The sequence below is a fragment of the Siccirubricoccus phaeus genome, from assembly GCF_008360935.1.
In the GTDB taxonomy this organism is placed as follows: Bacteria; Pseudomonadota; Alphaproteobacteria; order Acetobacterales; family Acetobacteraceae; genus Siccirubricoccus; species Siccirubricoccus phaeus.
In genome coordinates this window covers 1-26,645 of the sequence record NZ_SRXO01000008.1, presented here as the reverse complement: position 1 = coordinate 26,645, position 26,645 = coordinate 1, and the positions used below count along the sequence as shown (strand labels likewise).

The following is a 26,645-nucleotide window of genomic DNA, read 5'->3' as shown; positions in this document are numbered from 1 at the left end:
GGTCGAATCGACCGGAACCGTGAATCACGCGACCGAACAATGAGCTAGAGCGGGGCGGGTGAGCGCAGCTCAACCGATCCCGCTCTAGCGCCTTTCCTCGGCCCGGTCAGCGAACCGGTCTGCCGGCATTATTGCCGCGACGCATGGCTGGCGTTTCACCCGCCTATGGCCGCACCCCAGGGCGCGGTGCCCTGGCCCGCACCTCACCCTCCTGCCCCTCGCGTTACCTGCGCTTCAGCGCATGCGCGCCGGGCGATCACCCCGGCTCGTGCCGCCCGTCAGGCCTCCGGACCGAAGGGCACCAGCGCCGGCTTCGCCCAGAACCGGCCGGTGGCGCCATAGGGTTCCGCCATCTTCTCCCACCGCCCCGTGGTCAGCAGGAAATCGATGGCGATGTTCATGAACTCCACCAGATCCTGGTTGCCGCGCTTGATGGCCCAGTTGATCGGCAAGACGTTGTAGGGCGCGCTGCCGAAGAGATCGACCACCGCGGGCTGCGCCGCGGCGAAGCGCCGCGCCTGCCAGGCATCCTCCACGCCGACATCGGCGCGGCCGGCGGCCACTTCCACGAAGGGCGCGGTGAGGTTGCCGGTGGCCAACAGGATGTGCTGCGCCTTCGGCCAATTCTCCTTGGCGTATTCCACGCTGGCGCCGCCCTGGACGAGGGCGATCCTGATCCCCTCGCGGTTCAGGTCCGCGGGCTTGCTGAAGCGCGTGTCGCCGCGCTTCGCCACGGCGCTGTAGCCCAGATACCAGATCGGCCGGGTGAATTGCACCGCGCTGGCGCGCAGGATGGTGGCGAAGGTGCCGGCGACGGAGAGATCGAACTGGCCGGAATTGAGGCCGGAGGTGAAATTCGCCCAGGTCGTCTCGACGAAGACCGGCTCCACATTGATGGCCTGGCAGATGAACTTCACCCCGTCAATGACGAAGCCCTTGAGCTGGCCGCTCGCCGGATCCTTCACCACCGAGGGCGGGGAGGGAATGAAGCCGATCTTGAACTGCTTCTCCCGGATGATCTTTTCCATCACCCCACCGGCGGCGGTCTGCGCCGCGGCGCTGCCGACCAGCGCCCCCGCCATACCAAGCCCGGCCAGCCCGGCGCGGCGGCCCATCGCGAAATCGGTCATGCTCTGCTCTCCCCGGTTGTTCAGTGCAGCACGCGCCGCAGGAATTCCGCGGTTCGCGGCGATTCCGGCGCGCCGAAGATCTGGCTGGGGGGGCCGAGCTCCACGATCTCGCCCCGGTCCATCATCATCACCCGATCGGCGACCTGGCGGGCGAAGCCCATCTCATGCGTCACCACCACCATGGTCATCCCCTCGGCGGCCAGCGATTGCATGACCTCCAGCACCTCCCCCACCAGTTCGGGGTCGAGGGCGCTGGTCGGCTCGTCGAACAGCATCGCCGCCGGCTGCATGGCCAGCGCCCGGGCGATGGCGGCGCGCTGCTGCTGGCCGCCGGAGAGTTTCGTGGGGTAGGTCGCGACCTTGTCCGCCAGGCCCACCCGTTCCAGCAGCGCGCGCGCCCGCGCCTCTGCCGCGCCGCGGCTTTCGCCGCGCACGATGACCGGGCCCTCGATGACGTTCTCCAGCACCGTCTTGTGCGGGAAGAGGTTGAAGCTCTGGAACACCATGCCCATGCGGGCGCGGATGCGGCGGATACTGCTCTCAGTGTCCGGCTTCAGTCGGCCCTTGGCATCGCGGCGATAGCCGACGAGCTGCTCCTCGAAATGGATCTCGCCCGCCTGGTAGTCTTCCAGGAAGTTCAGGCAGCGAAGCAAGGTAGATTTGCCGGAGCCGCTGGGGCCGATGATGGCCAGCACCTCGCCGCGCTTCACCTCGAAGCCAAGGCCGCGCAGCACTTCCAGCTTGCCGAAGTTCTTGCGCAGCCCTTCGACGCGGATGATGGGCTTCTCGATCATCCGCGGGTCTTCCAGTGCTGCTCCAGCCGCTGCGACAGCCAGATGAAGGGGTAGATCAGCAGGCCGAAGACGATCGCAACCACGGTATAGGTCTCGAGCGGCCGGTAGGTGTTGTTGATGAGGTTCTCCGCCTCATGCAGCAGCTCATTCACCGCCAGCACGGAACCGAGCGTCGTCAGCTTCATCAGCGTGGCGAATTCATTGATGAAGGGCGGCACCATGCGGCGCACCGCCTGGGGCAGGATGATGCGGCGCATCGCCTGGCCGTAGGACATGCCGAGCGATTTCGCCGCATCCGACTGGCCGCGGTCGATGCTGGCGATGCCGGCGCGGAAGATTTCCGCGATATAGGCCGCCGCGTGCAGCCCGATGCCGACGCTGGCGGAGGCGATGTTGCCCATCTGCACGCCGGTCAGGATGGGCAGCGCGTAGTAGATCCAGACGAGCTGCACCAGGATGGGCGTGGCGCGGAACACGTCGATATAGACCGCCGCCGGCACCCGCAGCCACGCCGCGCGGGAGGAGCGCATGAGGCCCAGCACCAGCCCGAGCGCCATGCCGATCAGCAGCGCCCAGAAGGTCAGGATCGCCGTCACCTCGACGCCCCGGTAGAAGACCTGGCGGTAGTCCCAGATCATCTGCCATTGCCAGACATAGCCCATCAGGCGGCGACGCCCAGCACGCGGTCCAGCACCCAATTGTTGAAGGTGTGCACCAGCGGCTCCATGTGCGCGAGCCGGCCGGGCTTGGCGAAGGGCGAGGCGAGGCCGCGCTGCTGCAGCTCGGAGATTTCGTTGTCCTCGGGGATGGAGATGTCCCAGCGCTTGTAGTAGCGCTGCACCACCTCCTCGAAATCCGGGCGTTCCACGCTGCTGCGCGGGAAGGCGGAGCCGACGATGAGCTTGGTGCGTGCCGGGCCCATCGGATGCAGTTCCAGCCACCACATGCAGTCATAGGTACAGCCGAACATGGTGCTGGGATAGATCAGCGGATACCAGCTTCCCGCCGCGGCCTGGCCTTCCAGATGGTCCATCTCCGGAAAGCCGGTATCGCCGGAGAGCAGCGCGCGGCTGCCCTTGTGTTCCTTGTAGAGGGCACAGTACTCGCCCGCCGCCGGCTGCGGCAGGGAGGGCTTGCCTTTCTGGCGGGACAGCGTGCTGCGATGGACGGTGGCGATGTGGTACGCCTCCATCGCGTTCTCGACATAGATCTTCCAATTGCAGGCGAGGTCGTATTCCTTGCGCCGCACGCAGGCCATGTCCTGGAAGCGGTAGGAGGCGAGCTTCTCCGGCAGGTCGCCGAGATGGGCGGTGAGCGGCGCGGCCTCGCTGTCGAAATTGATGAACATGAAGCCGGCCCAGCGTTCCAGCCGGACCGGCGTGAGGGACCAATCCTCCAGCCGGAAATCCTTCGTCTGCTCCATCTCCGGCGCGACGATGAGGTTGCCTTCCGTATCGAAGGCCCAGGAATGGTAGGGGCAGCGGAAGGCGCGGCAATTGCCTTCGCCCTCCACCAGCAGCGCGCCGCGGTGGCGGCAGGTATTGGCGAAGGCCCGCACCTCGCCATCCTTGCCGCGGACGATGATGACGGGGATGCCGGCGAATTCGATGGTGAAGTAGTCGCCGCCATGCGGGATGCGGTCGTCGCGGCCGACGAAATTCCAGACCTTCAGGAAGATCGTCTGGACCTCCCGCTTGTAGAACGCCTCCGAGGTGTAGCAGGCGGGCGGCAGGGTGGAGGCTTCGAGCAGCGGCTTGCGCACGCCCGCATAGGTCTCCGGGCGGAAGAGCGCGGCGTCGTCGAGCGGCAGCATGGCGTCGAGCATGGGGATGACCTCCGGCCGGGATAAGAAACGAGCCTGCCGATTTTGCAGCAAGCCGCGTGCCGCGAAAAAGCGCGGCTTGCAGCCTGGAATGCCGGGGGAATCGGCAGGGCACGCGTGCAGGCTGCACGCTGCGCAGACATTGGGTGCTTGCGTATCCAAACCCGATTGTGTCGGCCGCAACGCTGCGCTTCACTGCCGCGCATGATGCGCCGCTTCACCGCCGAAACCCTCTCCGCCGCCGAGGCCTATGCGCTGCTGGTCGGCATCGTGGTGCCGCGGCCGATCGCCTGGATCACCACGATGGATGCGGCGGGCGCGGTGAACGCCGCGCCCTTCTCCTGCTACACCTTCGTCTGCAACCGGCCGCCGATGCTGGCGGTGAATATCGGAAGGCGCGACGGGGCGCTGAAGGACACCGCGGCGAATATCGAAAGCAGCGGCGAGTTCGTGGTGAATGTCGTCACCGAGGCCGCGCTGACGCCGATGCATGCCAGCTCCGCCGCCTATCCGCCCGGCGTCAGCGAGGTGGCGGCGCTGGGGCTGGAGGTGCTGCCGAGCGCGCGCGTCGCGCCGCCGCGCCTCGCCTGCTCGCCCATCGCCATGGAATGCCGGCTGGAACGCATGCTGGAGCTCGGCGAGCAGAAGAGCGGGCTGCTGATCGGCGAGGTGCTGGAATTCCAGGTGGAGGAGGCGCTGCTGGAGCAGGGGCGGCGCATCGCCGTGGATCGCTTCCTCCCCGTCGCGCGCCTCGGCGGGCCGCATTACGCGACGCTGGGCCACATCCTGACCCAGCCCAAGGTCGGCGAGGCCGGCCCTACGGAGCAACGATGACGCATCTGCATTTCGAAAGCCGTGCCAACAAGCCCGCCTGCTTCCAGATCACGCCGGCGCTGGTGCAGGCGGCGGCGCGGCGCGCCAAGGCCGGGCGTGGGCTGCGCTGGACGGTGGGCGAGGATCTGTCCGAGCTGTCCTGGCTGAAGACCGCGGAGGGGCTGGTCTGCGGCAACGACATCATCACCGATCCAGCCTTCCCCAAGGCGATGCTGGCCGAGGCGGCGCCGAAGCTGCGCTGGATTCACATCACCGGCGCGGGGATCGAGCCACTGCTGCCGCTGGACTGGCTGCCGTCGGGTGTGGTGCTGACCAACAACAGCGGCGTGCATGTGCAGAAGACCGGCGAATTCGCCACCATGGCGCTGCTGGCGCTGACCTTCCGCCTGCCTGCGCTGATGACGCAGCAGCGGGAGGCGCGCTGGGGGCAGATCTTCACGCCCAGCATCGCCGGCAAGACGCTGCTGGTGGTGGGGTTGGGGGATATGGGCGGCGCCGCGGCGAAAGCCGGGAAGAAGCTGGGCATGAAGGTGCTGGGCATGCGCCGCAACCCGAAGCCGCATCGCTACGCCGACGCCATGCTGCCGCTGAAATCGCTGAAGAAGGGGCTGGCCGAGGCCGATATCGTGCTGGTGGCGACGCCGCTGACACCGGAGACGCGCTACCTGATCGACGCCGAGGCGATCGCCGCCATGAAGCCCGGCGCCGGGCTGGTCAATGTCGGCCGCGCCGGCGTGGTGGACTACGCGGCGCTGAGCGAGGCGCTGCGCAACGGCAAGGTCTCGGGCGCGATGCTGGACGTGTTCGATCCGGAGCCGCTGCCGAGCAGCGATCCGCTCTGGCAGGTGCCGAACCTGATCATCACGCCGCATTGCTCCTCGGATGATCTGGACGCTTATATGCCGCTGACCCTGGATCTGGTGATGGCCAATCTGGCGCGGTTCCGGGCAGGCAAGACGCTGAAGAACGCGGTCGATCCCACGACCGGCTACTGAGCACAGGGAGACGCAGCATGGACGTCCCGGCCGACCTCTTCCACCCGCGCCACTACGAGGCGGTGCGGAAGCCCCTGTTGCAGGCGGAGACGCTGCCGACCTGGTGCTACACCTCCGACGCCTTCTACCAGCGAGAGGTGGAGCGCATCTGGCGCAAGGCATGGAATTTCCTCGGCCATGTGACTCAGGTGGCGAATCCGGGCGACTATCTGGCGATGGAATTCGCCGGCGTTCCGCTCTTCATCATCCGCGGCAAGGACAACGTGCTGCGCGCTTTCGCCAATGCCTGTCGGCATCGCGGCTCCACGCTGCTGGATCACGGCCATGGCAATTGTGGCCTCGTCGTCTGCCCCTACCACTCCTGGAGCTACGCGCTGGACGGCACGCTGTACGGCGCGCCCGAGATGCACAAGACCGAGGGCTTCGACCCGGCACAGAACGGCCTGGTGCCGCTGCGCTGCGAAAGCTGGGGCGGCTTCCTCTTCGTCTGCTTCGATAACGCGGCGCCGCCCCTGGCGCAGTGGCTCGGCGGCCTGCCGGACAAGCTGGAATGCTACAACCTCGACGACATGGTGCTGACGCGCCGCAAAACCTTCAACATGGCGTGCAACTGGAAGATCTTCGTGGAGAACGCGAAGGAATCCTACCACATCGGCACGGTGCACCGCGCGACCATCAACAAATACGCCAGCGCCCGCAGCGCCGGCTATTGGGTGGAGGAGGCGACGGGCGAATACGTCATCACCTTCGCCCAGCATGAGAACAGCATGGCGCTGCTGAAGGGCGATGCCGGCTTCCCGCCGATCGAAAGCCTCGCAGGGCGGCGGGAGGCGGGCGGGACCTATGCGCCGCTGCTCTACCCCAGCACCTACCTGGCCTGCACCATCGATTGCGCCTGGTATCTGGAACTGCACCCGCTGGGGCCCGACCGCACGCGGCTGGTGCATGGCGCGCTGTTCCCGCGCAGCCGCACGACGCGGCCGGATTTCGAGGAGATCGCGGCGAACTACTACAAGCGCTGGGACATCACGCTCGAGGAGGACATCATCGCCTCCGACCGGCAGCAGAGGGGAGTGACCTCGCCCTACTGCCTGCCCGGCCGCTTCAGCTACCGGGAGCCGCTGGTGCACGCCATCGACAATTGGGTGCTGGACTGCGTGCTGGATCCCGCCTGAATGCTGGACGAGACCATCCCAGCCGGCGCACCCTGGTCCGGCATCGTGAAGCGCGGCCAGGTGCTGCGCATCACTGACCTGCATGGCAGGCAGGCGGTGGATTTCCTCTGCTACAATGCGGAGGACCCGTTGGAGCGCTACCACGCGCCAAACACCATGAAGGCGGCGGGCAGCATCTTCCTGACCACAGGGCACGTGCTTTATTCCGACCTCGCCCAGCCGATCTTCACCATCATCGAGGATCAGTTCGGCGGGCATGACACGATCGGCGGCTGCTGCTCCGCCCCCTCCAACCGCATGCTCTATGGCGTGGAGAATTGCCCGGGCTGCCGGGAAAATTTCCTGGCGGCGCTCGCCTGCCACGGCCTCGGCCGGCGCGACATCGTGCCCAACGTCAACTTCTTCATGCGGGTGCCGGTGGAGCGCGATGGCGGCTCGGCCATCGCGCTCGGCGTCTCGCCCCCCGGCTGCCAGGTGGCGCTGCGGGCGGAGATGGATGCGCTGGCGGTGATCTCCAACTGCCCGCAGATCAACAACCCCTGCAACGACTACAACCCGACGCCCATCCGCGTGCAGATCGAGGATTGAACGCCATGGAGACCATCCCCGCCCGCCGCGGCAAGGCCGCCTTCGTAAGGCAGGGCCAGTCCATCCGCATCGTCAACACCCATGGCGAGCAGGTGGTGGATACCTGGGCCTTCACTGCCGGCATGCTGACCGAATTCATGTCCATGGAGCACACCCGCGCCACGCTGGTGAAGCTGCGGCCGCAGAAGGGCGATGGCCTTTTCACCAACCGGCGTCGCAAGATCCTGACGATGACGGAGGACACGACCAAGGGCGACCACGACACGCTGATGGCCGCCTGCGACAGCGAGCGCTACGCGCTGCTCGGCGTGAAGGAATACCACGACAATTGTACCGACAACCTCTTCGCCGGCATGCAGGCGCTGGGGCTGGTGCCGCCGGAATGTCCGGCGCCGCTGAACCTCTTCATGAACATCCCGTGGACGCCGAGCGGCGGCCTTTCCTTCGACCCGCCGACGACGAAGCCCGGCGACTACGTGACCTTGCGGGCGGAGCTGGACTGCATCGTGGCGATGTCCTGCTGCCCGCAGGACATCCTGCCGATCAATGGTCGCGCGGGTAAGCCAACCGAGGCGCATTACGAGATCCTCGGATGAGCGACCGCCCGCGATGCCACTGGGCGCGCGACCCCTTCCACCACGCCTATCACGACGAGGAATGGGGCGTGCCGCAGCATGACGACCGCATGCTGTTCGAGATGCTGACCTTGGAAGGCGCGCAGGCGGGCCTTTCCTGGCGCACCATCCTCGGCAAGCGCGCCGGCTACCGGGAGTGCTTCGCGGGCTTCGATCCGGCGGTGGTCGCTGGCTTCGATGCGGCCAAGGTGGAAGAGCTGGTGCAGGATGCGCGCATCGTCAGGCATCGCGGCAAGATCGAGAGCACCATCGGCAACGCCCGCGCCTTCCTGGAGGTGCAGCGGGAATTCGGCAGCTTCGATGCCTGGCTGTGGGCCTTCGTCGATGGCAAGCCGGTGGTGACGCGGCGCGAAGCCGGCGAGCGCATCCCGGCCCGCACGGAGCTTTCCGACCGCATCAGCAAGGCGCTGACGAAGCGCGGCTTTCGCTTCGTCGGCAGCACCATCATCTACGCCTATCTGCAAGCAGTCGGCGTGGTGGACGACCACAGCGCCGAATGCTTCCGCGCCTCAGAGGCCTAGATACACCTTCCGCACCAATTCATTGTCCTGCAGCGCCGCGGCTGACTCGCCCTGGAAGGCCAGATGGCCGTGGACGATGACATAGCCGCGGTCGGCGATGCGCACCGCCTGGTGGAAATTCTGCTCCGCCATCAGCACGGTCAGGCCGAGCCGCGCCTTCATCTCCGCGATCATCTCCATGGTGCGGGAGACGAGGATGGGGGCGAGCCCGACCGAAGGCTCATCCACCAGCAGGATCTGCGGTGCGGTCATCAGCGCGCGGCCCAGCGCCACCATCTGCTGCTCCCCGCCGCTCATGCTGCCGACGAGCTGGGCGCGGCGTTCGGCGAGGCGCGGGAACATCTCGTAGCAGAGCTCGAGATTCCGCCCCAGCGCAGCGCGTGCCGCCTGGCGATAGGCGCCGAGCTGAAGGTTCTGCTCCACCGTCAGCCGCGGAAACAGTCGTCGCCCTTCGGGCACCAGGGCGATGCCCAGCTCCACGATCGCCTCGGGCGAGAGGCCGATCAGCTCGTGCGTCACGCCGTCCAAGGTTGCGCGGATGCTGCCGCGCGTCGGGCGCACCTGGCCCATGATGCTGCGCATCAACGTCGTCTTGCCATTGCCGTTGGTGCCCAGCAGCACCACCGTCTCCCCCGCCGGCACGCTCAGCGAGACATCCTGCAGCACCCGCACGGCGCCGTAGCCGGCATCGATGCCGGAAATCTCCAGGCTATTGCTTGCCAAGATAGGCGCCCTCCACTTCCGGCATCGCCAGCACCTCCCGCGGCGCACCATCGGCGATCTTGCGGCCGGCGACGAAGACGATGAGGCGTTCGGAGAATTCGGTCACCGCGCGCATGATGTGCTCGATCATGATCACCGCCGTGCCCGCCGCGTTCAGCCGCAGCAGCAGGGCGATGATCTGGTCCACCTCGGCATGCGAAAGCCCGGCCATCGCCTCGTCGGCAATCAGCAATTGCGGGTCCAGCGCGATGGCGCGGGCCAGCTCCAGGCGACGCTGCTCCACCTGGGTCAGCTCGCGCGGCAGCCTTGCCGCCTTTGCCGCCAGCTCCACCTGCTCCAGACAGGCCATGGCGCGTTCGGTGGCGTCCGCAGCGTGGCCGCCGAACAGCAGCGGCACGCGCACGTTTTCCAGTACCGTCAGGCTGCGGAAGGGCTGGGGGAGCTGGAAGGTGCGGGCCAGGCCGCGCCGGGCGCGGGCATGCGGCTTCAGCCCATCCAGCTTCGCCCCGGCCAGGGTCACGCTGCCATCATGCTGGGCGAAATCGCCGCTGATGCAGTTGACGAAGGTGGATTTGCCGGAGCCGTTGGGCCCGATCAGCCCCAGCCTTTCGCCCGGCCGCAGCACCAGATCCACCTCCGCCAGGGCGACGAAGCCGCCGAAGCGCTTGCCCACCTTCTCCGCGCGCAGCAGCGGGGCGGGCGCCGGGTCCTGCAACGCCGCGCTCATGCCCGCCTCCGGAACCAGCCGATGATGCCGCGCGGGAAGAGCGCGACGAAGATCACCAGCATCCAGCCGACGATCCAGAGGTTGAGCGCGGAGGAAATGGTCACCGTCGCCGCCTGCTGCAGCCCGCCCAGCAGCACAGCACCGATCACCGGCCCCAGCCAGCTTCCCGCCCCGCCGATCAGCGGCATGGCGATGGCGTTCACCGCATAGGCCAGGCTGAAGGCCGCTTCCGGATTCAGGTAGCCGCTGTAATAGGGCAGCGGCGCGCCGGCCACGCCCATCAAGGCGCCGCAGAGCGTGGTCGCGATCAGCTTCAGCCGCAGCGTCGGTACGCCCACCGCCTCCGCCGCCCGCTCATTGTCGCGGATCGCCTGCAAGCCGCGGCCGAGCCGCGAGAGCTCCACCGTCCGGCTGATGCCGACGGCGAGAATGGCGAGCACCAGCATGACGACGAACATGTACTCGCCATAGCTGACGAAGGGCGGCACTTCCCGCGGCCGGACGATATAGGCGCCGCGCGAGCCGCCGACATAATCCCAGTTCACGATCAGCGTCTGCAACACCACGGCCAGGCAGAGCGTGGCGATGGAGAAGAACACCCCCCGCAGCCGCAAGGTGAGATAGCCGGTGCCGAGGCCGAGCAGCCCCGCCACGAAGCCCGCCGCGACGATGCCCGGCAACAAATCCAGCCCGAAGGCCTTGCGCAGCGCGATGGCCGTGTAGGCGCCGGCCGCCATGAAGCCGGCGGCACCGAAATTCACGTAGCCGGCATAGCCGCCGAGGATGTTCCAGGCGCTGGAGAGCACGATGTATTGCAGGATGAAGTAGCCGGCGAAGTAGCCGTATTCATTGCCGATCAGCCGCAGCCCCACCACCAGCGCCGCGCCGAGCAGCACCGCGCAAAGCCAGAACAGCGCGTGGTGCGGCGAGGGCGCCAGCAGCTTCGGCACCGCCGCACGCGGCGCGTCCAGGCCCACGGCCTCGACGCTGCGCTCCCCGGCGGCGCTCATGCCATCCTCCCGAACAGGCCCTGCGGCCGGAAGGCCAGCACCAGCAGCAGCCAGCCGAAGGCGACGGCGGGCGACCAGGAGGGGCCGTAGAAGGTCGCCGTCACATTCTCCACCACGCCGAACAGCAGCGCGGCGGTCAGGCAGCCCGGCAGGCTGGCCATGCCGCCCATGATGCAGATGGCGAAGACCCGGCCGATGAAGATCTGGCCGGAGGAGGGATCCACCGGTTGCACCACCACCAGCGCCCCGCCGGCGATGGAGGCGAGCGCGACCGAAAGCCCGAAGGCCAGCCGCTTGATGCGCACCGGGTTCACCGCCATCAGCCGCAGCGCCTCCGCATCCTGCGCTACCGCCGCCACCGCCAAGCCGGTGAAGCTGCGCTTCAGGTAGAGATGCAGCGCCCCCAGCGCCGCCAGCGCCAGCAGCGCCGGCGCCAGCATGCGCAGCGGCAGGTCGATCTCGCCGAGGCGCCAGGTGATGAAGGCATAGGGCGGGTCGAGGAAGCGCTGCTCCGGCCCGAAGGCCATCACCAGCCCCACCTCGATGATGAACATGACGCCGAAGAAGAAGGCGAGGCCCTGCAGCGCCTCTTCGCCCCGCTTCTCGAAGAAATGGTGATAGACCCCGTAGATCAGTACGCCGAGCAGGTAGAAGAGCGGCGCCTGCAGCACCGCGACCAGCAGCGGGTCCAGGCCGAGCGCGGTGCCGATCAGCACCACGGTGAAGGCGCCCATCACCATCAGCGCCGGATGTGCGATGTTGACGATGTCCAGCATGCCGAAGGAGACGGCGAGGCCGGTGGCCGCGGCGGCGTAGAGGCCGCCGAGCAGCAGGCCGCTGACGATGCCGTTCAGCAGCAGGATCAGGTCGGGGTCCATCCCGCCACCTCAGCCCGCAGCGCCGTAGGGCGTGCGGAGGGCGCCGGATTTGTAGGCAGAGGGCGCCAGGATCACCTTGGCGCCGGGACGCTTGTAGCGCTCTAGGTCGTTGTCGGTGATGCCCTGGAACTGGACGTAGAGGTTGCGTGCCTCCGCCCATTCGCCCAGCGCGCTGAAGCGGAATTTGCCGACGATGGTGTCGAATTCCTGGGCGTGCATGTCGGCGGCCATCGCTGCCTGGTCGATCTTGCCCACCCGCGTCAGCGTCTGCTCCAGCGCCTGCATCTGGCCATAGGCGTAGGGCGGGATGTAATTGCCCAGCAGGTCGGTCTGCTCGCGCGGCGCCAGCTCCCGGTACTTCGCCTGGAAGGCGGCGACGCCGGGGAAGTTCATCGTCGGCTCGGGCGAATAGACGTCCCAGGTGACGAGGTTGTTCAGCAGCGGGCCGAATTGGCTCTGGAAGCTGGCGAGCTGGGTGCCGACCATGCCGCCGCCGAAGATCGCGGGCGTGAAGCGCAGCTCATTCGCCGCCCGCACCATGCCGGCGGAATCCGGCGGGTAGGAGGCGATGAAGACCAGGTCCGGCCGCGCCGACTGCATGGCGCGGATGATGGGGGTGAAGTCCACCGTGCTCGGCGGGTAGGAACGGTCATAGACCACGCGGATGCCGCGCTTCCGCGCATGGTAGCGCGCGCTCTCGCCGGCCTTCTGGGCGAATTCATTGTCGGCGGCGGCGATCGCGATGCTGCGCGGCGGCGTCGGCAGCATGGCGGCCACCTCGAAATAGCCGGCGGCGTAGGTCTCCTTCATGTCGTCGCCGACGACGTTCATGTTGAAATGGCGATCGTATTTAAATGCCTCGTTCACGCCCGCGCCGAAGATCGTCAGGAAGGTCACGTTGCGCTGCATCACCACCGGCATGGCGGGGGCGATCATCGCCGTCGCGTAGGGGGAGGTGACGATGTCCACCCGGTCCACATCCAGCAGCTTGGTGTAGATGCCGGGCACCAGGCCGGGCTGAGTCTGGTCGTCATAGAACACAAGCTGCACCGGCCGGCCGAGGATGCCGCCCTTCGCATTCACCTCCTGCGCCCAGATCTGGTAGGCCAGCAGCGTGGCGCGGCCATTGCCGGCGAGGCCGCCGGACAGCGCCATGGCGAAGCCGATGCGGATGGGGTTCGCACCTTGCGCCAAGGCGGGAAATACCCCTGCCACCTGTCCCGCCCCGGCAATCGCGGCGGCGAGCGAAAGGCGGCCGAATTGCCGCCGCGTGAATGGATCCATGCCTGTCTCCTCCCCTTCGTTCTTCTCCTCCGGCCTTGGACCGGGAGGGCGGCGTCTGTCGCGCCGCCTCTCCCGCCGGAATCCCCCGCTGGAGCGGGATGGGTCGAGCGCCGCTCACCCATCCCGCTCCGGCCTTTTGCTTGCTCGCGTGATTCGCGCCTTTCGGTGAGCCCACCTCAGGCGATCACGCTCATTCGGCGGCGGGCAAAATCTGCGAGGGATCGGCGCCGACCCGCCCGCCCGTCTCCCCCGCCGCCCGGCGGGAAAGGCGGAAATCGTAGCGCAGGCTCGGCAGATCCGGCCGCGGCGTCCCGGGCACCCCCATCGCCGCCTCCACCACCAGGGAGGCGCTGACGCCGAATACGGTGTCGCTGTCGATATTCGGGTCGTCGGCGAAGTAGAGCGCCGTCACCAGCTCCCGATGCTCCTCGGCGGCGACCAGCACATGGATATGCGCCGGGCGCTTGCCGTGGCGGTTCTGGCGGTGGACGAAGGCGCCCACCGGCCCGTCCATCGGGATGGAGTAGCCGATGGGCTTCACCGTCCGCAGGTGGTAGCGGCCCTCCGCATCCGCCTGGAAACGGCCGCGCATATCCATCACCGAGGCATCATTGGCCTGGAGGTCGTAGAGCCCCTCGGCATCGGTCTGCCAGATATCGATCCAGGCATGCGGCACCGGCCTTCCGGCAGCGTCGGTGACCTGGCCGAACAGGCAGATCTCCTCGCCCCCGGTCTTGTGCACCGCGATGCTGCCGCCGAGCGGGAAGGCGGGCGCCTTCTCCCGGAAGAAGGGGCCGAGCAGGCTGGTCTCCGTCCCCGCCGCCTCGCGCCCCTCCGCGTCATGCATCAGGTTCACCAGGCGGGAGAGGCCGAGCACGTCGGAGAGCAGGATGAATTCCTGCCGGTAGGGCGTGCAGGCCTGGCCCACGGCGGTGAGGAAGGCAATGCCGGCAAGCCATTCATCGGGCGTCAGCCGCACCTCCTGCGCGAAGCCGTGCAGGTGGCGGATGGCGGCTTCGGTCACCTGGCGCAGCCGCGGATCCGGCGTATGCGCCATCTGCGCCAGGACGTCCTTCAGCAAGCCCTGCGGGTCGAGGTCCTGCATGCCGTTCGCTCCCCTTGCGCCGGCCTCCGTTTGGGCGGCGCTTCGCGGTACGATGCGCGGGGTGACCGGTTGCGGTCAATCGACTATGCCGTGCGGGGTTCATCCGCGATCAAGGGGGGTTGGCTACCGCCATGTCGCTGCCTCGCCGCGCCCTGGCCATGCTGCCCCTTCTGCTGGCCCGCCCGGCGGCGGCGCAGCCAGGCGATCCGGAATGGCGCCTGTTCCGCCAGCGCTTCCTGGCGCCGGAAGGCAGGGTGCTGGATAGCGGCAATGGCGGCCCCCTGGCCCCGGCCCGGCGCTTTCCGCCACGCTTTTCCTTCGACGCGGTGCGGGTGCCGCTGCTGCTGGCCTGGGCGGGGCAGCCCGACGCCCCTGCGGCGCAGGCTGCGCGCGCCTTCTGGGCTGCCCGCCCGGCCGCCTGGGTGGATCTGCGCAGCGGCGCGGAGGCGCCCTACCCCGCCTCTCCCGGCATGCGGGCCATTGCCGCGCTGGTGGGCGAGGCCGGCCGGTGCCGCTGCCCTCGGTGCGCGGGGCGGCGGATTACTATGCCGCCTCGCTGGGGCTGCTGGTGGCGCTGGCGGCGGCCGACCTCCGCCTGCCGACGCCTGCAACGCGCGGATTAGCCCGGGCCGATTCACCATTCCCTAGCGGTTCCCCCTGTAGCCATGGCCGGGTGTCTGGCGCGTGCAGGGAAAATCCACATGCAGAAGGCCGATGGCGACGCGGATGTCGCGCGGTTGGTGCGGTCCTTCGGGATGCGGGGGTTCCGCTACCACGGCTTCGGCAATCGGCCGACGCGCCCGGCGGCAGCGGATGCGGCGGCGGCCGACATGATGGTGGCGCCGCAAGCGATGGCGGCGGCACCGGCCGCCCAGGGCGCCGTCGCGGAGCCTGCCGGCCCGGTGCCGCTGCCGGGCCTGCCCCGGCCGGAGCTGGGCGCACCGCCGATGGCCGCACCGCCGGCCATGGCGGGTTTCGGGCCCATGGCGGCGCCGGGCCATGCCGTGTCGGCGCCGGCCGCGCCCCTGCAGGCCGTGCCGGCCCATGCCGCGCCTTACCAGCCGGCTTACGCCGCGCCCTCCCAGGCCACTCCCGCCCTGGCCGCACCTGCCTATGCCATGCCTGCCTACGGCGGTCCGGGCCATGCGATGCCGGGCTACGCCATGCCGGGCCATACGATGCCAGGCCATACGATGCTGGCCTATGCCATGGCGTCCCCTGCCTATGGCCTGATGCCGCCGCCCTATGCGCTGCCCGCTGCCGCCTATGGCTACGCGCCGCCTTTCGCCATGGCGCCGCCACCCGCTTACGGGCCGCCGGCCTATGCCGTGGTCGCCCATGCCGCGGCGCCGCCCTCCCTGCCCGCCGCCTTCGTGCCAGCGCAGGCCATGCCTCCCCAGGCAGTGCCCGCCCAGGCCGCATCCGGCCCGGCCGCGCCCGCTTACGGCGCATCCCAGACCATGACGGCCGGCGCCGCGCCCTTCCAAGGATCGCTTGCCCAAGCCGGCCCCAACCCGGCCTCGCCCTTCGACGGCGCGCCCGTCCAGCCCGGCCCCAACCCGGCCTCGCCCTTCCACGGCGCGCCTGTCCAGCCCGGCCCCGCCCAGGCCTCGCCCTTCCACGACGCGCCCGTCCTGGCCGGCCCCGCCCAGGCCCCGCCCTTCCGTGGTGCACCCGTCCGGCCCGGCCCCGCCCAGGCCTCGCCCGCCTACGGCGCGCCCGTCCTGGCCCATGGCGCGCTGTCGCCCGCCGCCGCGCCACCCGTCCCGGCCGAGGCCTTCGCGGCCCCGCCCCCGTCAGCCCGGCCGGGCTTCCGCCTGCTGCACCACCTGATGGAGGCACCGCCCAGCCCCGCGCCCGCCCCGCCCCGCCCCTTCACCCTGTTGGCCGAGGCCCGCGCCGCTGAATTGGCGGGGTTCTGATGCCGCTCATCTGCATTGCTTCGCCCAAGGGCGGCGTCGGCAAGACCACCATCGCCGCCAACCTCGCTCACGTCCTGGCCTGCACCGGCCGCCAGGTGCTGGCAATGGATTTCGACCCGCAGAACGCCCTGCGCCTGCATTTCGGCATCCCGCTGGAGGATGGCGCCGGCTTCCTCGCCGAATTGCCGAAGCGGCCGGATTGGCGGGCCCTGGCGCGCCACCTCGCCCCCGGGCTGCGCCTGCTGCCGCATGGCAGGGTGGATCTGCACGACGCCCTGGCGCTGGAGGAGGCGCTGGAACGCGAGCCGGCGCTGCTCGCCACGCCGCTCGCCTCCATCCTGGCGGAGCCCGGGCTGCTGGTCATCGCCGACACGCCGCCCGGCCCCTCCCGCGCGCTCGCCGCGCTGGTGCCGCAGGCGACGCTGGTGCTGGTGGCGCTGCTGGCGGATGGCGCCAGCGTCGCGCAGCTTCCCGAATTGCAGAGCGGCCGCTTCCTCGGCAATGGCACCCTCGGCGGCCTCTTCGCCGCCCGCCTGCGCGTGGTGGTGAATGAGGTGGAGGCCAGTTCGCGCCTCGCCGGCGAAGTGGCGCGGGCCATGGCGGAAAGCCTCGGCCAGCGGCTGATCGGCGCCGTCGCCCGCGACCATGCGGTGGCGGAGGCGCTGGCCTGCCAGACCCTGCTGGCGGATTACGCCCCCGGCTGCCGCGCGGCGGAGGATATCGCCGCCATCGCCCGCATCCTGGACCGCGCCCTGCCCGCCCCCGCCGCCGCCCCGGCGGCGGAGCCCGCGACGCTGGCCGCCCAATGGGGTGCGACTTGGGGCGCCAATTGGGGCGCGCCGACATGAGCGCGGCGCCTCCGCTGCCCGGCCTCTGACTGGCGGCGATGAGCGCCGTGGCCAGCGACGCCGCGCTGCAGACCATGCGGGCAGGGCAGAGCCGCAGCGGCGCGGGCGGCGGCGCGCAAGCGGCGGCGCGCGGGCGGAGTGAGAGCCGCCGCGGCTGGGCGTGACACGACCTCGTTGCGCAGGCCCCGGTCGCCGCCGCGTGTCGGGCCAGGGCGGGAACCTTACGGGGCGGGCGGCGCTTGGCGCGGCAAGGAGATCCGCGATGCGCCACCTTGCCCCCCTCGCCCTGCTGCTGCCGGCCTGCGCCTATGTGGAGCGGCCGGCGCCGCAGCCCCTGGCCTATTCCAGCCCAGCACCCTATGGCGCCGCGCCCTATGCCGCCTCCTCCTACGCGGCGCCGCCGGCGCAGGCCATCGCCCCGGCGCCGGGCAGCTATTGCGCCGAGGCGGTGGCGGAAGCGCAGGATGCCGCGGCGCGCGCCGCGACGACCGGCTCCAGCCTCGACGCCGGCCGCGCCAACCGCACGGCGGATTACGCCGTGCGCGATTGCCGCTGATCGCTAGGAAGAAAAAGCGGGGCGCTGCCCCTGCGCCCCGTCGGCGGAACGGCTTCCCCCGGCCCCCACCCTGAAAGCCTGCCGCAAAAGGGTCTGCGCGCGTCGCGGCGGGAGTTTTCCACCCTGGGCGTCATGCGCCAGCATGCTGTTCGCATGAATTCCGCGAAGTTGCCGGAGTTCCCGATACCACCGGCATCGGCTGGCGCCGTCGCGGCAGCGCCACGCTCCTGGCCCGCAAAATCCCTCGCCGGTCCCCTGCCGGGACCCTTGCGCGACAGGCTCCCGGGTCGGCCGGTTCAACCCTTGTGATACTCCAGCCGGGGCCTGGTGGCTGCCAACGGCCCTTTCCTGGTGTTCCGACCGAAGTCCTGCGGACTTCGGTCGGAACACCAGCTTTTGTTTTCAGTGGCCTGCTGGTCCGCTGCGTTCGCTGAAAATCCCGCGAGTTTCGCGGGCAGAACACTAGAGCGATTTCACCTCGCCTGCGCTCGGCGAACCCGCTCTAGCCCCCTGTTCGGTCGCATTTTCCGAGTCGTCCGGCGATTCTGCCGGACTTGAAAATGCTCTAGGCCGGCCGCCAGGAAATGGTGAAAAACCATTGCGTCAGCCGTGCCCGCACCACCTGGTCCACCACCGCGTCCAGCGCCGCCGAGCCGGCGGCCAGGTCCCCGCCCGGCGGCAGGGCGACGGGCGGCAGGAAATGGGTGCGGAAGCGCGTGCCCGGCAGGCGTTCCACGAAGCCCGGCACGATGGCGCAGCCGGTCAGCCTCGCCAGCCGCACGGCATAGGGAATATTGCCCTCGGTGCGCGGGCCGCGGCCCAGGGAGGGGCCGCGCACCACACCGCGGATGTAGTCGTCCATCCAGAAGAGCAGCGTCTCCTCCCGCGCCTCCAGCACCCGGATCGCCGGCCGCCCGGCGCCACGATCGGCGCGGATCATCCGCCCGCCGCCGCGCAGGCGGATATCGGTGATGACGCGCTCGCGGAAGTCGCTGGGCTGGCGGGTGGCCACCCCCACCGGCCGCAGGCCGAGCTTCGCCAGCGTCAGCCCCAGCACCTCCGGATTGCCGAGATGCAGCCCGGCCAGCAGCAGCGGCCCGGCGGCGCGCGCCGCGCGCAGATGCGCCTCCCCCGCCACCTCCACCCGCCCTTCCTCCCAGAAGCGGAGGATGCGGGACATCTCGGCGAAGCTGGCGGCGATGTTGCCCCAGCTCTCGGCCGCCGCCGCCTCGGGGTCCAGATCCGGGCGCAGGGCGCGGAAGGTGGCGACGGCCCTTTCCTGCAGATGCGGGTAGAGGCGCGGCACCACCCCCCGCGCCAGCCCGGCGCCGATCCGCGTCACCACCGGGCTCGGCAGCAATTTCAGCGGGTGGTACAGCATCCGCTCCAGCCCGGCGGCGAGCAGCGCCCTCATCCGGCGCGGTCCAGCAGCATCGGCAGGGTCTCGCCCGGCCGCAGGGTGAGCCGCGCCACGGGGAACACCTTCGCCCCCGGCGCCAGGCGCGGGGCAAAGCGCTGGCCCAGCGTCGCCAGCACGATCGCCGCCTCGGCCAGGGCGAAATGCGCCCCGGTGCAGACCCGGGGGCCGAGGCTGAAGGGCACATAGGCGTGCCGCGGCCGCGGCGGGGCGCCGGGCAGGAAGCGCTCGGGCAGGAAGGCATCCGGCCGGTCCCAATAGGCCCGGTGCCGGTGCAGCAGCCAGGGCACCACCATCGCCAGCCCGCCCTTGGGCAGCGTCTCGCCGGCCACCCTCACCTCCCGCTGCGCCTCCCGCGCCAGGACGGGGATGGGCGGGTAGAGGCGCAGCGTCTCCTCCACCACCGCCCGGGCGAAGGGCAGCTTCGGCAGGTCGGCGAAGCCGGCGGGGCGGCCGCCCAGCGCAGCGCGGGCCTCCTCCCGCAGGCGGGCGGCGCTGCGCCGGTCCTGGCTCAGCAGGTACCAGCACCAGGCCATGGTGGAGGCGGTGGTCTCGTGCCCGGCCAGGAACAGCGTCGCCGCCTCGTTGCGGAAGGCGGTGCGGGACATGGGAAGGCCGCTGCCCGCCAGGGTCGCTTCGGCCATGGCGCGGATCAGGCTCGGCTCGCCCGCGGGGGCGGAGAGCGCCGCCTCGATCATGCCGTCCAGCACAGCATGGATGCGCGAGACCTCCGGCCGCAGCCGCCAGCCCCGCACCCGGCGCAGCCAGGGCGGCGCCCCCACCAGCTCCAGCAGCCCGCCGGCGCTGACCTTGCGCTGATAGGCGGCGAAGGCGGCGACCACCTGGCCTGCCGCCGCCTCCCCCAGCGCCCGGCCGAAGACGCTGCGGCAGATCACCTCGGCGGCGAGCGCGCCCATCTCCGCCAGCATGTCGATCGGCCGGGCCGGGTCCCGCGCGCCCCAGGCGCCGGCGCGTTCCGCCACCGCCTCCGTCATCACCGGGGCGAGGTCGGCAATGCGGGAGGCATGGGTCACCGGCGCGACGACACGGCGGCGATCCTTCCAGACCAGCCCGTCCGAGATGATGAGCCCGTCGCCCACCAGCGGCTCCAGCGCGTGGCGCTGCTGCGGGGATTTGCGCTCGAAGGCCTCGGCCTGGCGGATGAAGGCGTCCTGCACCGTCTCCGGGCTGTTGCAGATCAGGATGCGGCGGCCGAGCAGGGCGGTGGCGATGAGGGGCTCGGCGAATTGCCGCTCATGCCACACTTCCAGCATGTTCCGCCGCAGCCGCCGCAGCAGCGCCGGCAGGGGCAGGCGGGCGGTGGGCCGGTCCGGGAAGGGCGGGGTGAAGGGCCCCCCCTCCCCTGTGGAGCGGGGGAAGGATGTGGCGGCGACCTCGCCTGTCCCGGCCCTTTCAGCCATGATGCACGCGGTGCGGGCCGTCGCTCCGCGCCACCGGCATTACCTGCTGCCCATTCGCATTCCGCGACGGGTGCCGCCACCGCCGCCCCCGCCGCATGCCGGCGGCGATGGCCCTGGCCCCGTCCGCCGCGAAGCGGCGGGCGATGCTGTGCCCGACTCCGGCACCGGCCCCGGTGACGAGGACGATCATGCGCGACACTCCATCGCTTCCCGCCGATCCCCTAAGGCAAACTCGGGGGGGTTGAAATACCTTACGAAACGTCCATCTTGAGCGCTGGCCGGCGCTGCAGACCCCGCGAAGGGGCGCGTTCCTTCGCACGCGGAACCTGTTGAGCCACCCCTTCAGGACGATGCCCGGGCAGGACGATGCCCCGGGGCCATCCTGAAGCCAATTGCCGGGCGCTGAGCCATGCGCCTCCAACGGAGCCGAGGAGGCCCTCACCTTGCCCAGCCTGAACGGCGCGCAGCATCCCGCGCGCGCCCTCATCTGCCTCCTGGCATTCCTTGCCGCGACGGCCCTGCCGGCCCGGGGCGAACCGGCACAGGCAGAGATCGTCATCCGCCTCGATGAACGGCAGCAGCGCGCCGCCGGCATCGATGTGGTGCGCGCCCAGGCGGAGGCCGGCACCACCCAGACCAGCCTGCCAGGCACGGTCAGCGTGCCGCCGCGCCAGCTTCGCGTCGTTGCCGCCCCGGCGGCCGGGCTGCTGGAAGCCGTGCTGGTGGCGCCGAACGAGCCGGTGCAGGAAGGCCAGGCCATCGCCCGGCTGCGCAGCACGGAGCTGCTGGAGGCGCAGCGCCTCTACCTCCAGGCGCTCTCGGCCGAGCAGCTCGCCGCCGAGCGGCTGCGGCGGGACGAGCAGCTCTTCCGCGAGCGCATCATCGCCGAGCGCCGGCTGATCACGACGCGCGCCGACCACGAATTCGCCCGCACCACCCTGCAGGAGCGCGAGCAATTCCTCGTCCTGGTCGGCATGTCGGAGGCGGCGATCGCGGAGCTGAAGGCGCAGCGCCGCATGGTCCCCGCGCTCACCATCACCGCCCCGGTCGAGGGCGTGGTGCTGGAGACCAGCGTCTCGGCCGGGGAGCGGGTGGCGCCGGCGACGCCGCTCTTCAGCATCGCCCAGCTCAAGCCGCTCTGGGTCACGCTGCAGGTGCCGCTCTCCCAGGCCGTGGCGGTGGAAACCGGCACCCGCGTCGGCGTGCCCGGCACCGAGGCGCAGGGGGAGGTGATCCGGCTCGGCCGCAGCGTGGATGCGGTGACGCAGAGCATCGCCGCGGTGGTGGAGGTGGAGGACGGCGCCGAGGCGCTGCGCCCCGGCCAGGTGGTGACGGCGACTGTCGCGCTGCGGCCGAACGGCACGCCGCAATGGCGCCTGCCCGCCGGCTCCGTGGTGCGGCATGGCGGCCGCTCCTGGGTCTTCGTCCGCAGCCCGGAAGGGTTCCGTGCCAAGCCGGTGACGGTGGTGGCGGAAAGCGGCAATGCCGTTTCCATCCGCGCCCATCTGGCGCCGGAGGATCTGGTGGCGTCGCGCGGCATCCTCGCCCTCCTGGCCGAACTCAGCAACATCTACGGGGGCTGAACCCGCATGCTCGGACGGATTGTCGACCTGGCGCTGCGGCAGCGCCTGCTGGCCGTGCTCGCGACCCTCGGCCTCATCGCCTGGGGCGTCGACGCCTATCGCAAGCTGCCGATCGATGCCTTCCCGGATGTCTCGCCGACCCAGGTGCTGGTCGCCATGCAGGCGCCCGGCCTGCCGCCGGAGGAGCTGGAGGCGCAGGTGACCAACCCGGTCGAGCTGGCGATGAAGGGCATCCCCAACCTCGTCAACATCCGCTCCATCACCCGCTACGCCGTGGCGCTGATGACCTTCGAATTCGCCCCGGGGACGGATATCTACTGGGCGCGCACCCAGGTGGACCAAAGGCTGGACGATCTGGAGGAGCAATTCCCGGACGGCGTCTCGGGCGGCCTCGCCCCGGTCGTCACCCCGCTCGGCGAAATGCTGATGTTCACCATCGAGGGCGGCGCGATCTCGCCCATGCAGCGCCGCACCATCCTCGACTGGGTGATCCGGCCGCAGCTCCGCGGCCTGCCCGGCATCGCCGATGTGAACACCCTCGGCGGCTTCGTCCGCACCTATGAGGTGGCGCCGGACCCGGCGGCCATGGCGGCGCGCGGCATCACCACGGACATGCTCGCTGGGGCGCTCGGCGAGAACAACCGCAATGACGGCGCCGGCCGGGTGCGGGACGGGGAGGAGGCGCTGCTGGTGCGCGCCGAGGGCCGCATCCGCGGCATCGACGATATCCGCAGCATCGTCGTCGCCGCCCACCCCACCGGCATCGTCCGCGTCTCCGACGTGGCCGATGTGCGGATCGGCGCCCTGGCGCGCAACGGCGTGGTGACGCGGAACGGCGAGGGCGAGGCGGTCTGGGGCATCGTGCTCGGCCTGCGCGGCGCCAATGCGAAGACCGTAGTCAGCGGCGCCAAGGCCAAGCTGGCGGAGATCCAGCAGACCCTGCCGGAAGGCGTCTCGATCGAGATCTTCTACGATCGGAACGAGCTGATCGAGGCCGCGGTCTGGACGGTGCAGCGCGTGCTGCTGGAAGCCATCGGCCTGGTCGCCATCCTGCTCATCCTCTTCCTCGGCAATATCCGCGCCGCGGTGGTGGTGGCGCTCGTCCTGCCGCTCGCCGTGCTCACCACCTTCGGCGTCATGCGGGCCACCGGCATCTCGGCCAACATCATGTCGCTCGGCGGCCTCGCCATCGCCATCGGCCTGCTGGTGGACTGCGCCGTGGTGGTGGTGGAGAACACGGCGCACCGCCTCGCCGAGATGGAGGGGCGGCACGACTACCGGGCGCGGATGCGCGTGACCGGCCAGGCGGTGCGGGAAGTGGCGGTGCCGCTGGTCTCCGGCGTCGTCATCATCATCACCGTCTTCCTGCCGCTGCTTTCCCTGCAGGGGCTGGAAGGGCGGCTCTTCGCCCCGGTGGCGCTGACCATCGCCTTCGCCCTCTGCGCCGCGCTGCTGCTCTCCCTGACGATCGTGCCGGCACTGGCGGCCACCATGCTGAAGGCCGGCGGCCATGCGCGGGACCCCTGGCTGGTGCGGGCGATGCACCGGGTCTACGACCCCTTCCTCGGCTGGGCGATGCGCAACCCGCTGAAGGTGGCGGGCATCGCCGCCATCGGGCTCGTCGTCGCCGGCATGCTCTTCACCCGCATCGGCTCCACCTTCATGCCGGTGATGGATGAAGGGACGCCGGTCATCACCCTCCGCAAGCACCCGACCGTCAGCGTGGAAGCCGCGGCCTCCACCGACCTGCTGATCCAGCAGCAGCTTCTGGCGGAGATCCCGGAGGTGCGCGGGGTGATGGGCCGCGCTGGCGCCGATGAGCTCGGCATCGATCCGGTCGGGCTGAACGACACCGACCTCTTCCTCACCATCGCCCCGCGCGCCGACTGGCGCGACCCGAAGGACCCCGACTACGTGGTGGACGAGATCCGCAAGGTGCTGGACCGCATCCCCGGCGTCTCCTACGCCATCAACCAGCCGATCGACATGCGGGTGCAGGAGATGATCATCGGCGCCCGCGGCGACGTGGTGGTGAAGGTGTTCGGCTTCGCCATCCCGGAGCTGAACCGCATCGCGCGGGAGGTGGAGGCGGCGATCCGCGGCATCCGCGGCAGCGCCGACGTCTTCGCCCTGCGCAACGAAGGCATGAAGTACCTGAAGGTGGAGATCGACCGCTTCGCCGCCGGCCGCCTCGGGCTGAATGTGCGGGACGTGCAGCAGGCGCTGCGCGTCTGGGTGGATGGCCGGGAAATGGGCATCGTGCTGGAACAGGAACGCCGCATTCCGCTGATGCTGCGCGGCGAGGGCAGCCTGCGCCGCTCCGCCGCCGACCTGGCCCGCGTCATCCTCCCCTTGCCGGGCGGCCGCACCGTCGCGCTTTCCCAGGTCGCACACATCTCGGAGGAGGAGGGGCCGATCCAGGTGATCCGCGAGGGCACCCAGCGCTATGCCACGGTGCTCGCCAACGTTCGCGGCCGCGACCTGGTGGGCTTCGTCGCGGAGGCGCAGGCGGCCGTCGCCCAGCGGGTGCGGCTGCCGGATGGCTACCGGCTGGAATGGGGCGGGCAATTCGAGAACCAGCAGCGCGCCTCCGCCCGGCTGGCCGTGGTGGTGCCGATCGCCCTGGCGCTGATCTTCCTGCTGCTCTACTTCACCTTCAACTCCGCACGGCAGGCGGCGCTGGTCTTCTGCAACGTGCCCTTCGCCGCCATCGGCGGCGTCATCGCCCTCTACCTGTCCGGGGAGTTCCTCTCGGTGCCCGCCTCCGTCGGCTTCATTGCGCTGATCGGCATTGCCGTGCTGAACGGCGTGGTGCTGGTCTCCACCATCAACCGGCTGATCGCGGAGGAAGGGCTCGCCCTGCGCCAGGCAGTGCTGGAAGGCGCCAGGCGGCGGATGACGCCGGTGATCCTGACCGCGACCATCGCCGCCTTCGGCCTGGTGCCCTTCCTCTTCGCCGAGGGGCCGGGGGCGGAGATCCAGCGGCCGCTCGCCGTCGTCGTCATCGGCGGGCTGGTCACGGCGACCACCCTGACTCTGGTGCTGCTGCCCATCCTCTATGACCGCTTCGCCCTGCCGCGCGCGGCCCGGGCGCAGCCGATGCCGGCCACCCAGCCGGCGGTGGCGGAGTGAGCGGCATGCGATGGAGGCTGCTGCCCCTGCTGCTGGCCACCGCCGCGCCCGCGGCGCTCGCCCAGCAGACGCCGCTCTCGCCGCGGCCGCTCGGCGTGCCGCCTTCGGTCAACCCGCCGCCGGTCGCCGGGCCGGCGCACCCGGCGCCGGCGCCGGCGGTGCGCGCCGTGCCCGCCCCCGTCGCCACCGGCCTGGCGCGGGACCTGGAGGCGGCGCTCGAGATCGATGCCGTGGCCCGCGGCCTCGCCGCCCGGCGGGATGCGGTGCGGGCGCGGGACGCCCAGGTGCGGTCCCCCATCGCCGGCAGCCCGGCCATCGGCGGCAGCTTCCGCGCCGATACCCGCGGTACGGAGCGGGCGCGGGAATGGGATGTGGAACTCGGCGCCCCGCTCTGGCTGCCCGGCCAGCGCAGCGCCCTCGCCGGCACGGTGGAGACCGGCGTGGCCGAGCAGGCCCAGCGCCTGGCGCTGCGCCGGCTGGAAGTGGCGGCGCTGCTGCGCGACGCCTATTGGGCGGTGGGGCTGGCGGAGGCGGATCTTGCCGTGGCGCGGGACCGGCTGGCCACCGCCCGCGACGTGGCCCGGGATTTCGAGCGCCGCGCCGCGCTCGGCGACATCTCCGCGACCGATGCCCTGCTCGGCCGCAATGAGGTGCTCTCGGCCGAGCTGGAGCTGGCCCGGGCGGAGGCGGCGCAGGAAAGCGCGCGCAACGCCTATGCGACGCTGACCGGCGGCAGCACGGCGGCGCTTTCCGGCATCCGCCCGGAAGCCCCGGCCAGCGCCGAGGGCCACCCGGCCCTGGTCGCGGCGGAGGCGGCGCTGTCCGCCGCCGAGGCGCGGGCCAGGCTGGTGGCGGCGACGCCGATCGACAATCCCGAGGTCGGCCTCTTCACCCGCCGCCAGGGCGGGAACCTGACGGAGGACGGCTATTCCTTCGGCATCCGCCTGCGCGTGCCGCTGCCGACCGAGGCGCGCAACGCCCCCCGCCGGGCGGACGCGGAGGCGGAGCGGACCAGGGCGAGCGCCGACCTGGCCCAGGCGCGGCGCGCGGTGCAGGGCGAGATCGCCCTGGCCCGCGTGGCGCTGAACGCGGCGGAGGCGGAGCGGCGCCTGGCGGCGCAGCGGAAGTCGGTGGCGGACCGGCAGCTCGCCGCTTCGCTCAGCGCCTTCCGCGCCGGCGAGATCGGCGCCTTCGACCTGTTCCGCGTGCGGCAATTGCAGATCGAGGCGCAGGCGGCCGATGCCCGGGCGGTAGTGGCGGCGGGGCGGGCGCGGTCGCGGCTCAACCAGGCGATGGGAGCGGTGCCCTGACGCCGGTGCCCTGACGCCACGGGGGTGGGGCAGCGGCTGGCGGGACCCAGGCTTCGGGGGTCGCGCGCCTGCCGCGGCCGGCCGTCGCCGGCCGCACTTCCTGCCGGGGTCGGGCCGCCGCTAGAGCATGCTGTGTTTGCTCTGAATCGGGGGTTCCGAAACGGGCTGAGATCTGATTCAAGCTCTGGGCTGGGCGATGGAGGCCAGCCAGGATGCGGCCATACTCCGAGGATCT

Annotated in this window: 27 protein-coding genes; 14 read left to right on the top strand and 13 right to left on the bottom strand. The window is 70.6% G+C overall.

The window, feature by feature from the left end; genetic code table 11:
* Nucleotides 1-278: 278 nt before the first annotated feature.
* The 4 genes from E5N76_RS12825 to E5N76_RS12810 are packed head-to-tail and all read right to left on the bottom strand — an operon-like array spanning nucleotide 279 to nucleotide 3,749.
* Nucleotides 279-1,130, bottom strand: a complete 852-nt coding sequence (locus tag E5N76_RS12825) for a substrate-binding periplasmic protein (RefSeq protein WP_149537703.1) — start codon at nucleotides 1,128-1,130, stop codon at nucleotides 279-281.
* A gap of 20 nt (nucleotides 1,131-1,150) precedes the next feature.
* Nucleotides 1,151-1,924, bottom strand: a complete 774-nt coding sequence (locus tag E5N76_RS12820; protein WP_149537702.1) for an amino acid ABC transporter ATP-binding protein — start codon at nucleotides 1,922-1,924, stop codon at nucleotides 1,151-1,153.
* Nucleotides 1,921-2,586, bottom strand: coding sequence for an amino acid ABC transporter permease (locus tag E5N76_RS12815; protein ID WP_235907695.1), 666 nt, complete (start codon nucleotides 2,584-2,586; stop codon nucleotides 1,921-1,923). The genes E5N76_RS12820 and E5N76_RS12815 overlap by 4 nt, the downstream gene beginning before the upstream one ends.
* Nucleotides 2,586-3,749, bottom strand: coding sequence for an aromatic ring-hydroxylating oxygenase subunit alpha (locus E5N76_RS12810; protein WP_149537701.1), 1,164 nt, complete (start codon nucleotides 3,747-3,749; stop codon nucleotides 2,586-2,588). Before E5N76_RS12810 ends, E5N76_RS12815 begins: the two co-directional genes overlap by 1 nt.
* 201 nt (nucleotides 3,750-3,950) lie before the next feature.
* On the opposite strand from E5N76_RS12810, the gene E5N76_RS12805 reads away from it, so the two are divergent.
* The 6 genes from E5N76_RS12805 to E5N76_RS12780 are packed head-to-tail and all read left to right on the top strand — an operon-like array spanning nucleotide 3,951 to nucleotide 8,494.
* The gene (locus tag E5N76_RS12805; RefSeq protein ID WP_207791965.1) at nucleotides 3,951-4,580 is read left to right on the top strand and encodes a flavin reductase family protein; all 630 of its coding nucleotides are present in this window, start codon (nucleotides 3,951-3,953) and stop codon (nucleotides 4,578-4,580) included.
* Complete coding sequence (locus tag E5N76_RS12800; protein ID WP_149537700.1) at nucleotides 4,577-5,575, top strand: D-2-hydroxyacid dehydrogenase; 999 nt, start codon at nucleotides 4,577-4,579, stop codon at nucleotides 5,573-5,575. Before E5N76_RS12805 ends, E5N76_RS12800 begins: the two co-directional genes overlap by 4 nt.
* A gap of 17 nt (nucleotides 5,576-5,592) precedes the next feature.
* Nucleotides 5,593-6,750, top strand: a complete 1,158-nt coding sequence (locus E5N76_RS12795; RefSeq protein WP_149537699.1) for an aromatic ring-hydroxylating oxygenase subunit alpha — start codon at nucleotides 5,593-5,595, stop codon at nucleotides 6,748-6,750.
* Nucleotides 6,751-7,338 (top strand): DUF1989 domain-containing protein, encoded by a 588-nt coding sequence (locus E5N76_RS12790; RefSeq protein ID WP_149537698.1) that lies wholly within the window; start codon nucleotides 6,751-6,753, stop codon nucleotides 7,336-7,338.
* Between the two features lie 5 nt (nucleotides 7,339-7,343).
* On the top strand, nucleotides 7,344-7,934 hold the full coding sequence (locus E5N76_RS12785) for a DUF1989 domain-containing protein (protein ID WP_149537697.1): 591 nt from the start codon (nucleotides 7,344-7,346) through the stop codon (nucleotides 7,932-7,934).
* Nucleotides 7,931-8,494 (top strand): DNA-3-methyladenine glycosylase I, encoded by a 564-nt coding sequence (locus tag E5N76_RS12780; protein ID WP_149537696.1) that lies wholly within the window; start codon nucleotides 7,931-7,933, stop codon nucleotides 8,492-8,494. Before E5N76_RS12785 ends, E5N76_RS12780 begins: the two co-directional genes overlap by 4 nt.
* Here the strand turns inward: E5N76_RS12780 and E5N76_RS12775 are convergent.
* The 6 genes from E5N76_RS12775 to E5N76_RS12750 form a co-directional block, all read right to left on the bottom strand.
* A complete protein-coding gene (locus E5N76_RS12775) occupies nucleotides 8,483-9,217 on the bottom strand; it encodes an ABC transporter ATP-binding protein (RefSeq protein WP_235907694.1) in 735 nt (244 codons plus the stop codon). The two genes, E5N76_RS12780 and E5N76_RS12775, sit on opposite strands and share 12 nt — an antisense overlap.
* Nucleotides 9,204-9,944, bottom strand: coding sequence for an ABC transporter ATP-binding protein (locus E5N76_RS12770; protein WP_149537694.1), 741 nt, complete (start codon nucleotides 9,942-9,944; stop codon nucleotides 9,204-9,206). The genes E5N76_RS12775 and E5N76_RS12770 overlap by 14 nt, the downstream gene beginning before the upstream one ends.
* Entirely contained in the window at nucleotides 9,941-10,954 is a 1,014-nt protein-coding gene (locus E5N76_RS12765; RefSeq protein ID WP_149537693.1) for a branched-chain amino acid ABC transporter permease, read from the bottom strand. Before E5N76_RS12765 ends, E5N76_RS12770 begins: the two co-directional genes overlap by 4 nt.
* The gene (locus E5N76_RS12760; RefSeq protein ID WP_149537692.1) at nucleotides 10,951-11,832 is read right to left on the bottom strand and encodes a branched-chain amino acid ABC transporter permease; all 882 of its coding nucleotides are present in this window, start codon (nucleotides 11,830-11,832) and stop codon (nucleotides 10,951-10,953) included. Before E5N76_RS12760 ends, E5N76_RS12765 begins: the two co-directional genes overlap by 4 nt.
* A gap of 9 nt (nucleotides 11,833-11,841) precedes the next feature.
* On the bottom strand, nucleotides 11,842-13,116 hold the full coding sequence (locus tag E5N76_RS12755) for an amino acid ABC transporter substrate-binding protein (RefSeq protein WP_149537691.1): 1,275 nt from the start codon (nucleotides 13,114-13,116) through the stop codon (nucleotides 11,842-11,844).
* Between the two features lie 190 nt (nucleotides 13,117-13,306).
* Nucleotides 13,307-14,221: a dioxygenase family protein gene (locus E5N76_RS12750; protein WP_149537690.1), complete on the bottom strand. Its 915-nt coding sequence runs from the start codon at nucleotides 14,219-14,221 to the stop codon at nucleotides 13,307-13,309.
* A gap of 131 nt (nucleotides 14,222-14,352) precedes the next feature.
* Here E5N76_RS12750 and E5N76_RS12745 point away from each other — a divergent pair, with 131 nt between their 5' ends.
* From E5N76_RS12745 to E5N76_RS12730, 5 genes are all read left to right on the top strand, one after another.
* Nucleotides 14,353-14,844, top strand: a complete 492-nt coding sequence (locus E5N76_RS12745) for a glycosyl hydrolase family 8 (RefSeq protein ID WP_149537689.1) — start codon at nucleotides 14,353-14,355, stop codon at nucleotides 14,842-14,844.
* Between the two features lie 78 nt (nucleotides 14,845-14,922).
* Nucleotides 14,923-16,143, top strand: a complete 1,221-nt coding sequence (locus tag E5N76_RS12740; RefSeq protein ID WP_149537688.1) for a hypothetical protein — start codon at nucleotides 14,923-14,925, stop codon at nucleotides 16,141-16,143.
* Entirely contained in the window at nucleotides 16,143-16,991 is an 849-nt protein-coding gene (gene bcsQ / locus E5N76_RS12735; RefSeq protein ID WP_149537687.1) for a cellulose biosynthesis protein BcsQ, read from the top strand. Before E5N76_RS12740 ends, bcsQ begins: the two co-directional genes overlap by 1 nt.
* 38 nt (nucleotides 16,992-17,029) lie before the next feature.
* Nucleotides 17,030-17,155, top strand: coding sequence for a hypothetical protein (locus E5N76_RS31020; RefSeq protein ID WP_268921304.1), 126 nt, complete (start codon nucleotides 17,030-17,032; stop codon nucleotides 17,153-17,155).
* Between the two features lie 98 nt (nucleotides 17,156-17,253).
* A complete protein-coding gene (locus E5N76_RS12730; RefSeq protein WP_149537686.1) occupies nucleotides 17,254-17,547 on the top strand; it encodes a hypothetical protein in 294 nt (97 codons plus the stop codon).
* A 565-nt stretch (nucleotides 17,548-18,112) separates the two neighbouring features.
* On the opposite strand, the gene E5N76_RS12725 is transcribed toward E5N76_RS12730, so the two are convergent.
* The 3 genes from E5N76_RS12725 to E5N76_RS30490 are packed head-to-tail and all read right to left on the bottom strand — an operon-like array spanning nucleotide 18,113 to nucleotide 20,575.
* Nucleotides 18,113-18,961, bottom strand: a complete 849-nt coding sequence (locus E5N76_RS12725) for a lysophospholipid acyltransferase family protein (RefSeq protein WP_149537685.1) — start codon at nucleotides 18,959-18,961, stop codon at nucleotides 18,113-18,115.
* A complete protein-coding gene (locus E5N76_RS12720; RefSeq protein WP_235907693.1) occupies nucleotides 18,958-20,385 on the bottom strand; it encodes a cytochrome P450 in 1,428 nt (475 codons plus the stop codon). The genes E5N76_RS12725 and E5N76_RS12720 overlap by 4 nt, the downstream gene beginning before the upstream one ends.
* Nucleotides 20,378-20,575 carry an SDR family NAD(P)-dependent oxidoreductase gene (locus E5N76_RS30490; RefSeq protein WP_235907692.1) on the bottom strand — a complete coding sequence of 66 codons (198 nt, stop codon included), beginning with the start codon at nucleotides 20,573-20,575 and terminating at the stop codon, nucleotides 20,378-20,380. The genes E5N76_RS12720 and E5N76_RS30490 overlap by 8 nt, the downstream gene beginning before the upstream one ends.
* A gap of 253 nt (nucleotides 20,576-20,828) precedes the next feature.
* On the opposite strand from E5N76_RS30490, the gene E5N76_RS12710 reads away from it, so the two are divergent.
* Genes E5N76_RS12710 through E5N76_RS12700 form a run of 3 tightly spaced genes read left to right on the top strand, consistent with a single transcriptional unit; the run spans nucleotide 20,829 to nucleotide 26,410 of the window.
* Nucleotides 20,829-21,968, top strand: coding sequence for an efflux RND transporter periplasmic adaptor subunit (locus tag E5N76_RS12710; protein WP_187830137.1), 1,140 nt, complete (start codon nucleotides 20,829-20,831; stop codon nucleotides 21,966-21,968).
* Nucleotides 21,969-21,974: 6 nt separating this feature from the next.
* The gene (locus E5N76_RS12705) at nucleotides 21,975-25,100 is read left to right on the top strand and encodes an efflux RND transporter permease subunit (RefSeq protein WP_149537683.1); all 3,126 of its coding nucleotides are present in this window, start codon (nucleotides 21,975-21,977) and stop codon (nucleotides 25,098-25,100) included.
* A gap of 5 nt (nucleotides 25,101-25,105) precedes the next feature.
* A complete protein-coding gene (locus E5N76_RS12700; RefSeq protein WP_149537682.1) occupies nucleotides 25,106-26,410 on the top strand; it encodes a TolC family protein in 1,305 nt (434 codons plus the stop codon).
* Nucleotides 26,411-26,645 lie beyond the last annotated feature (235 nt).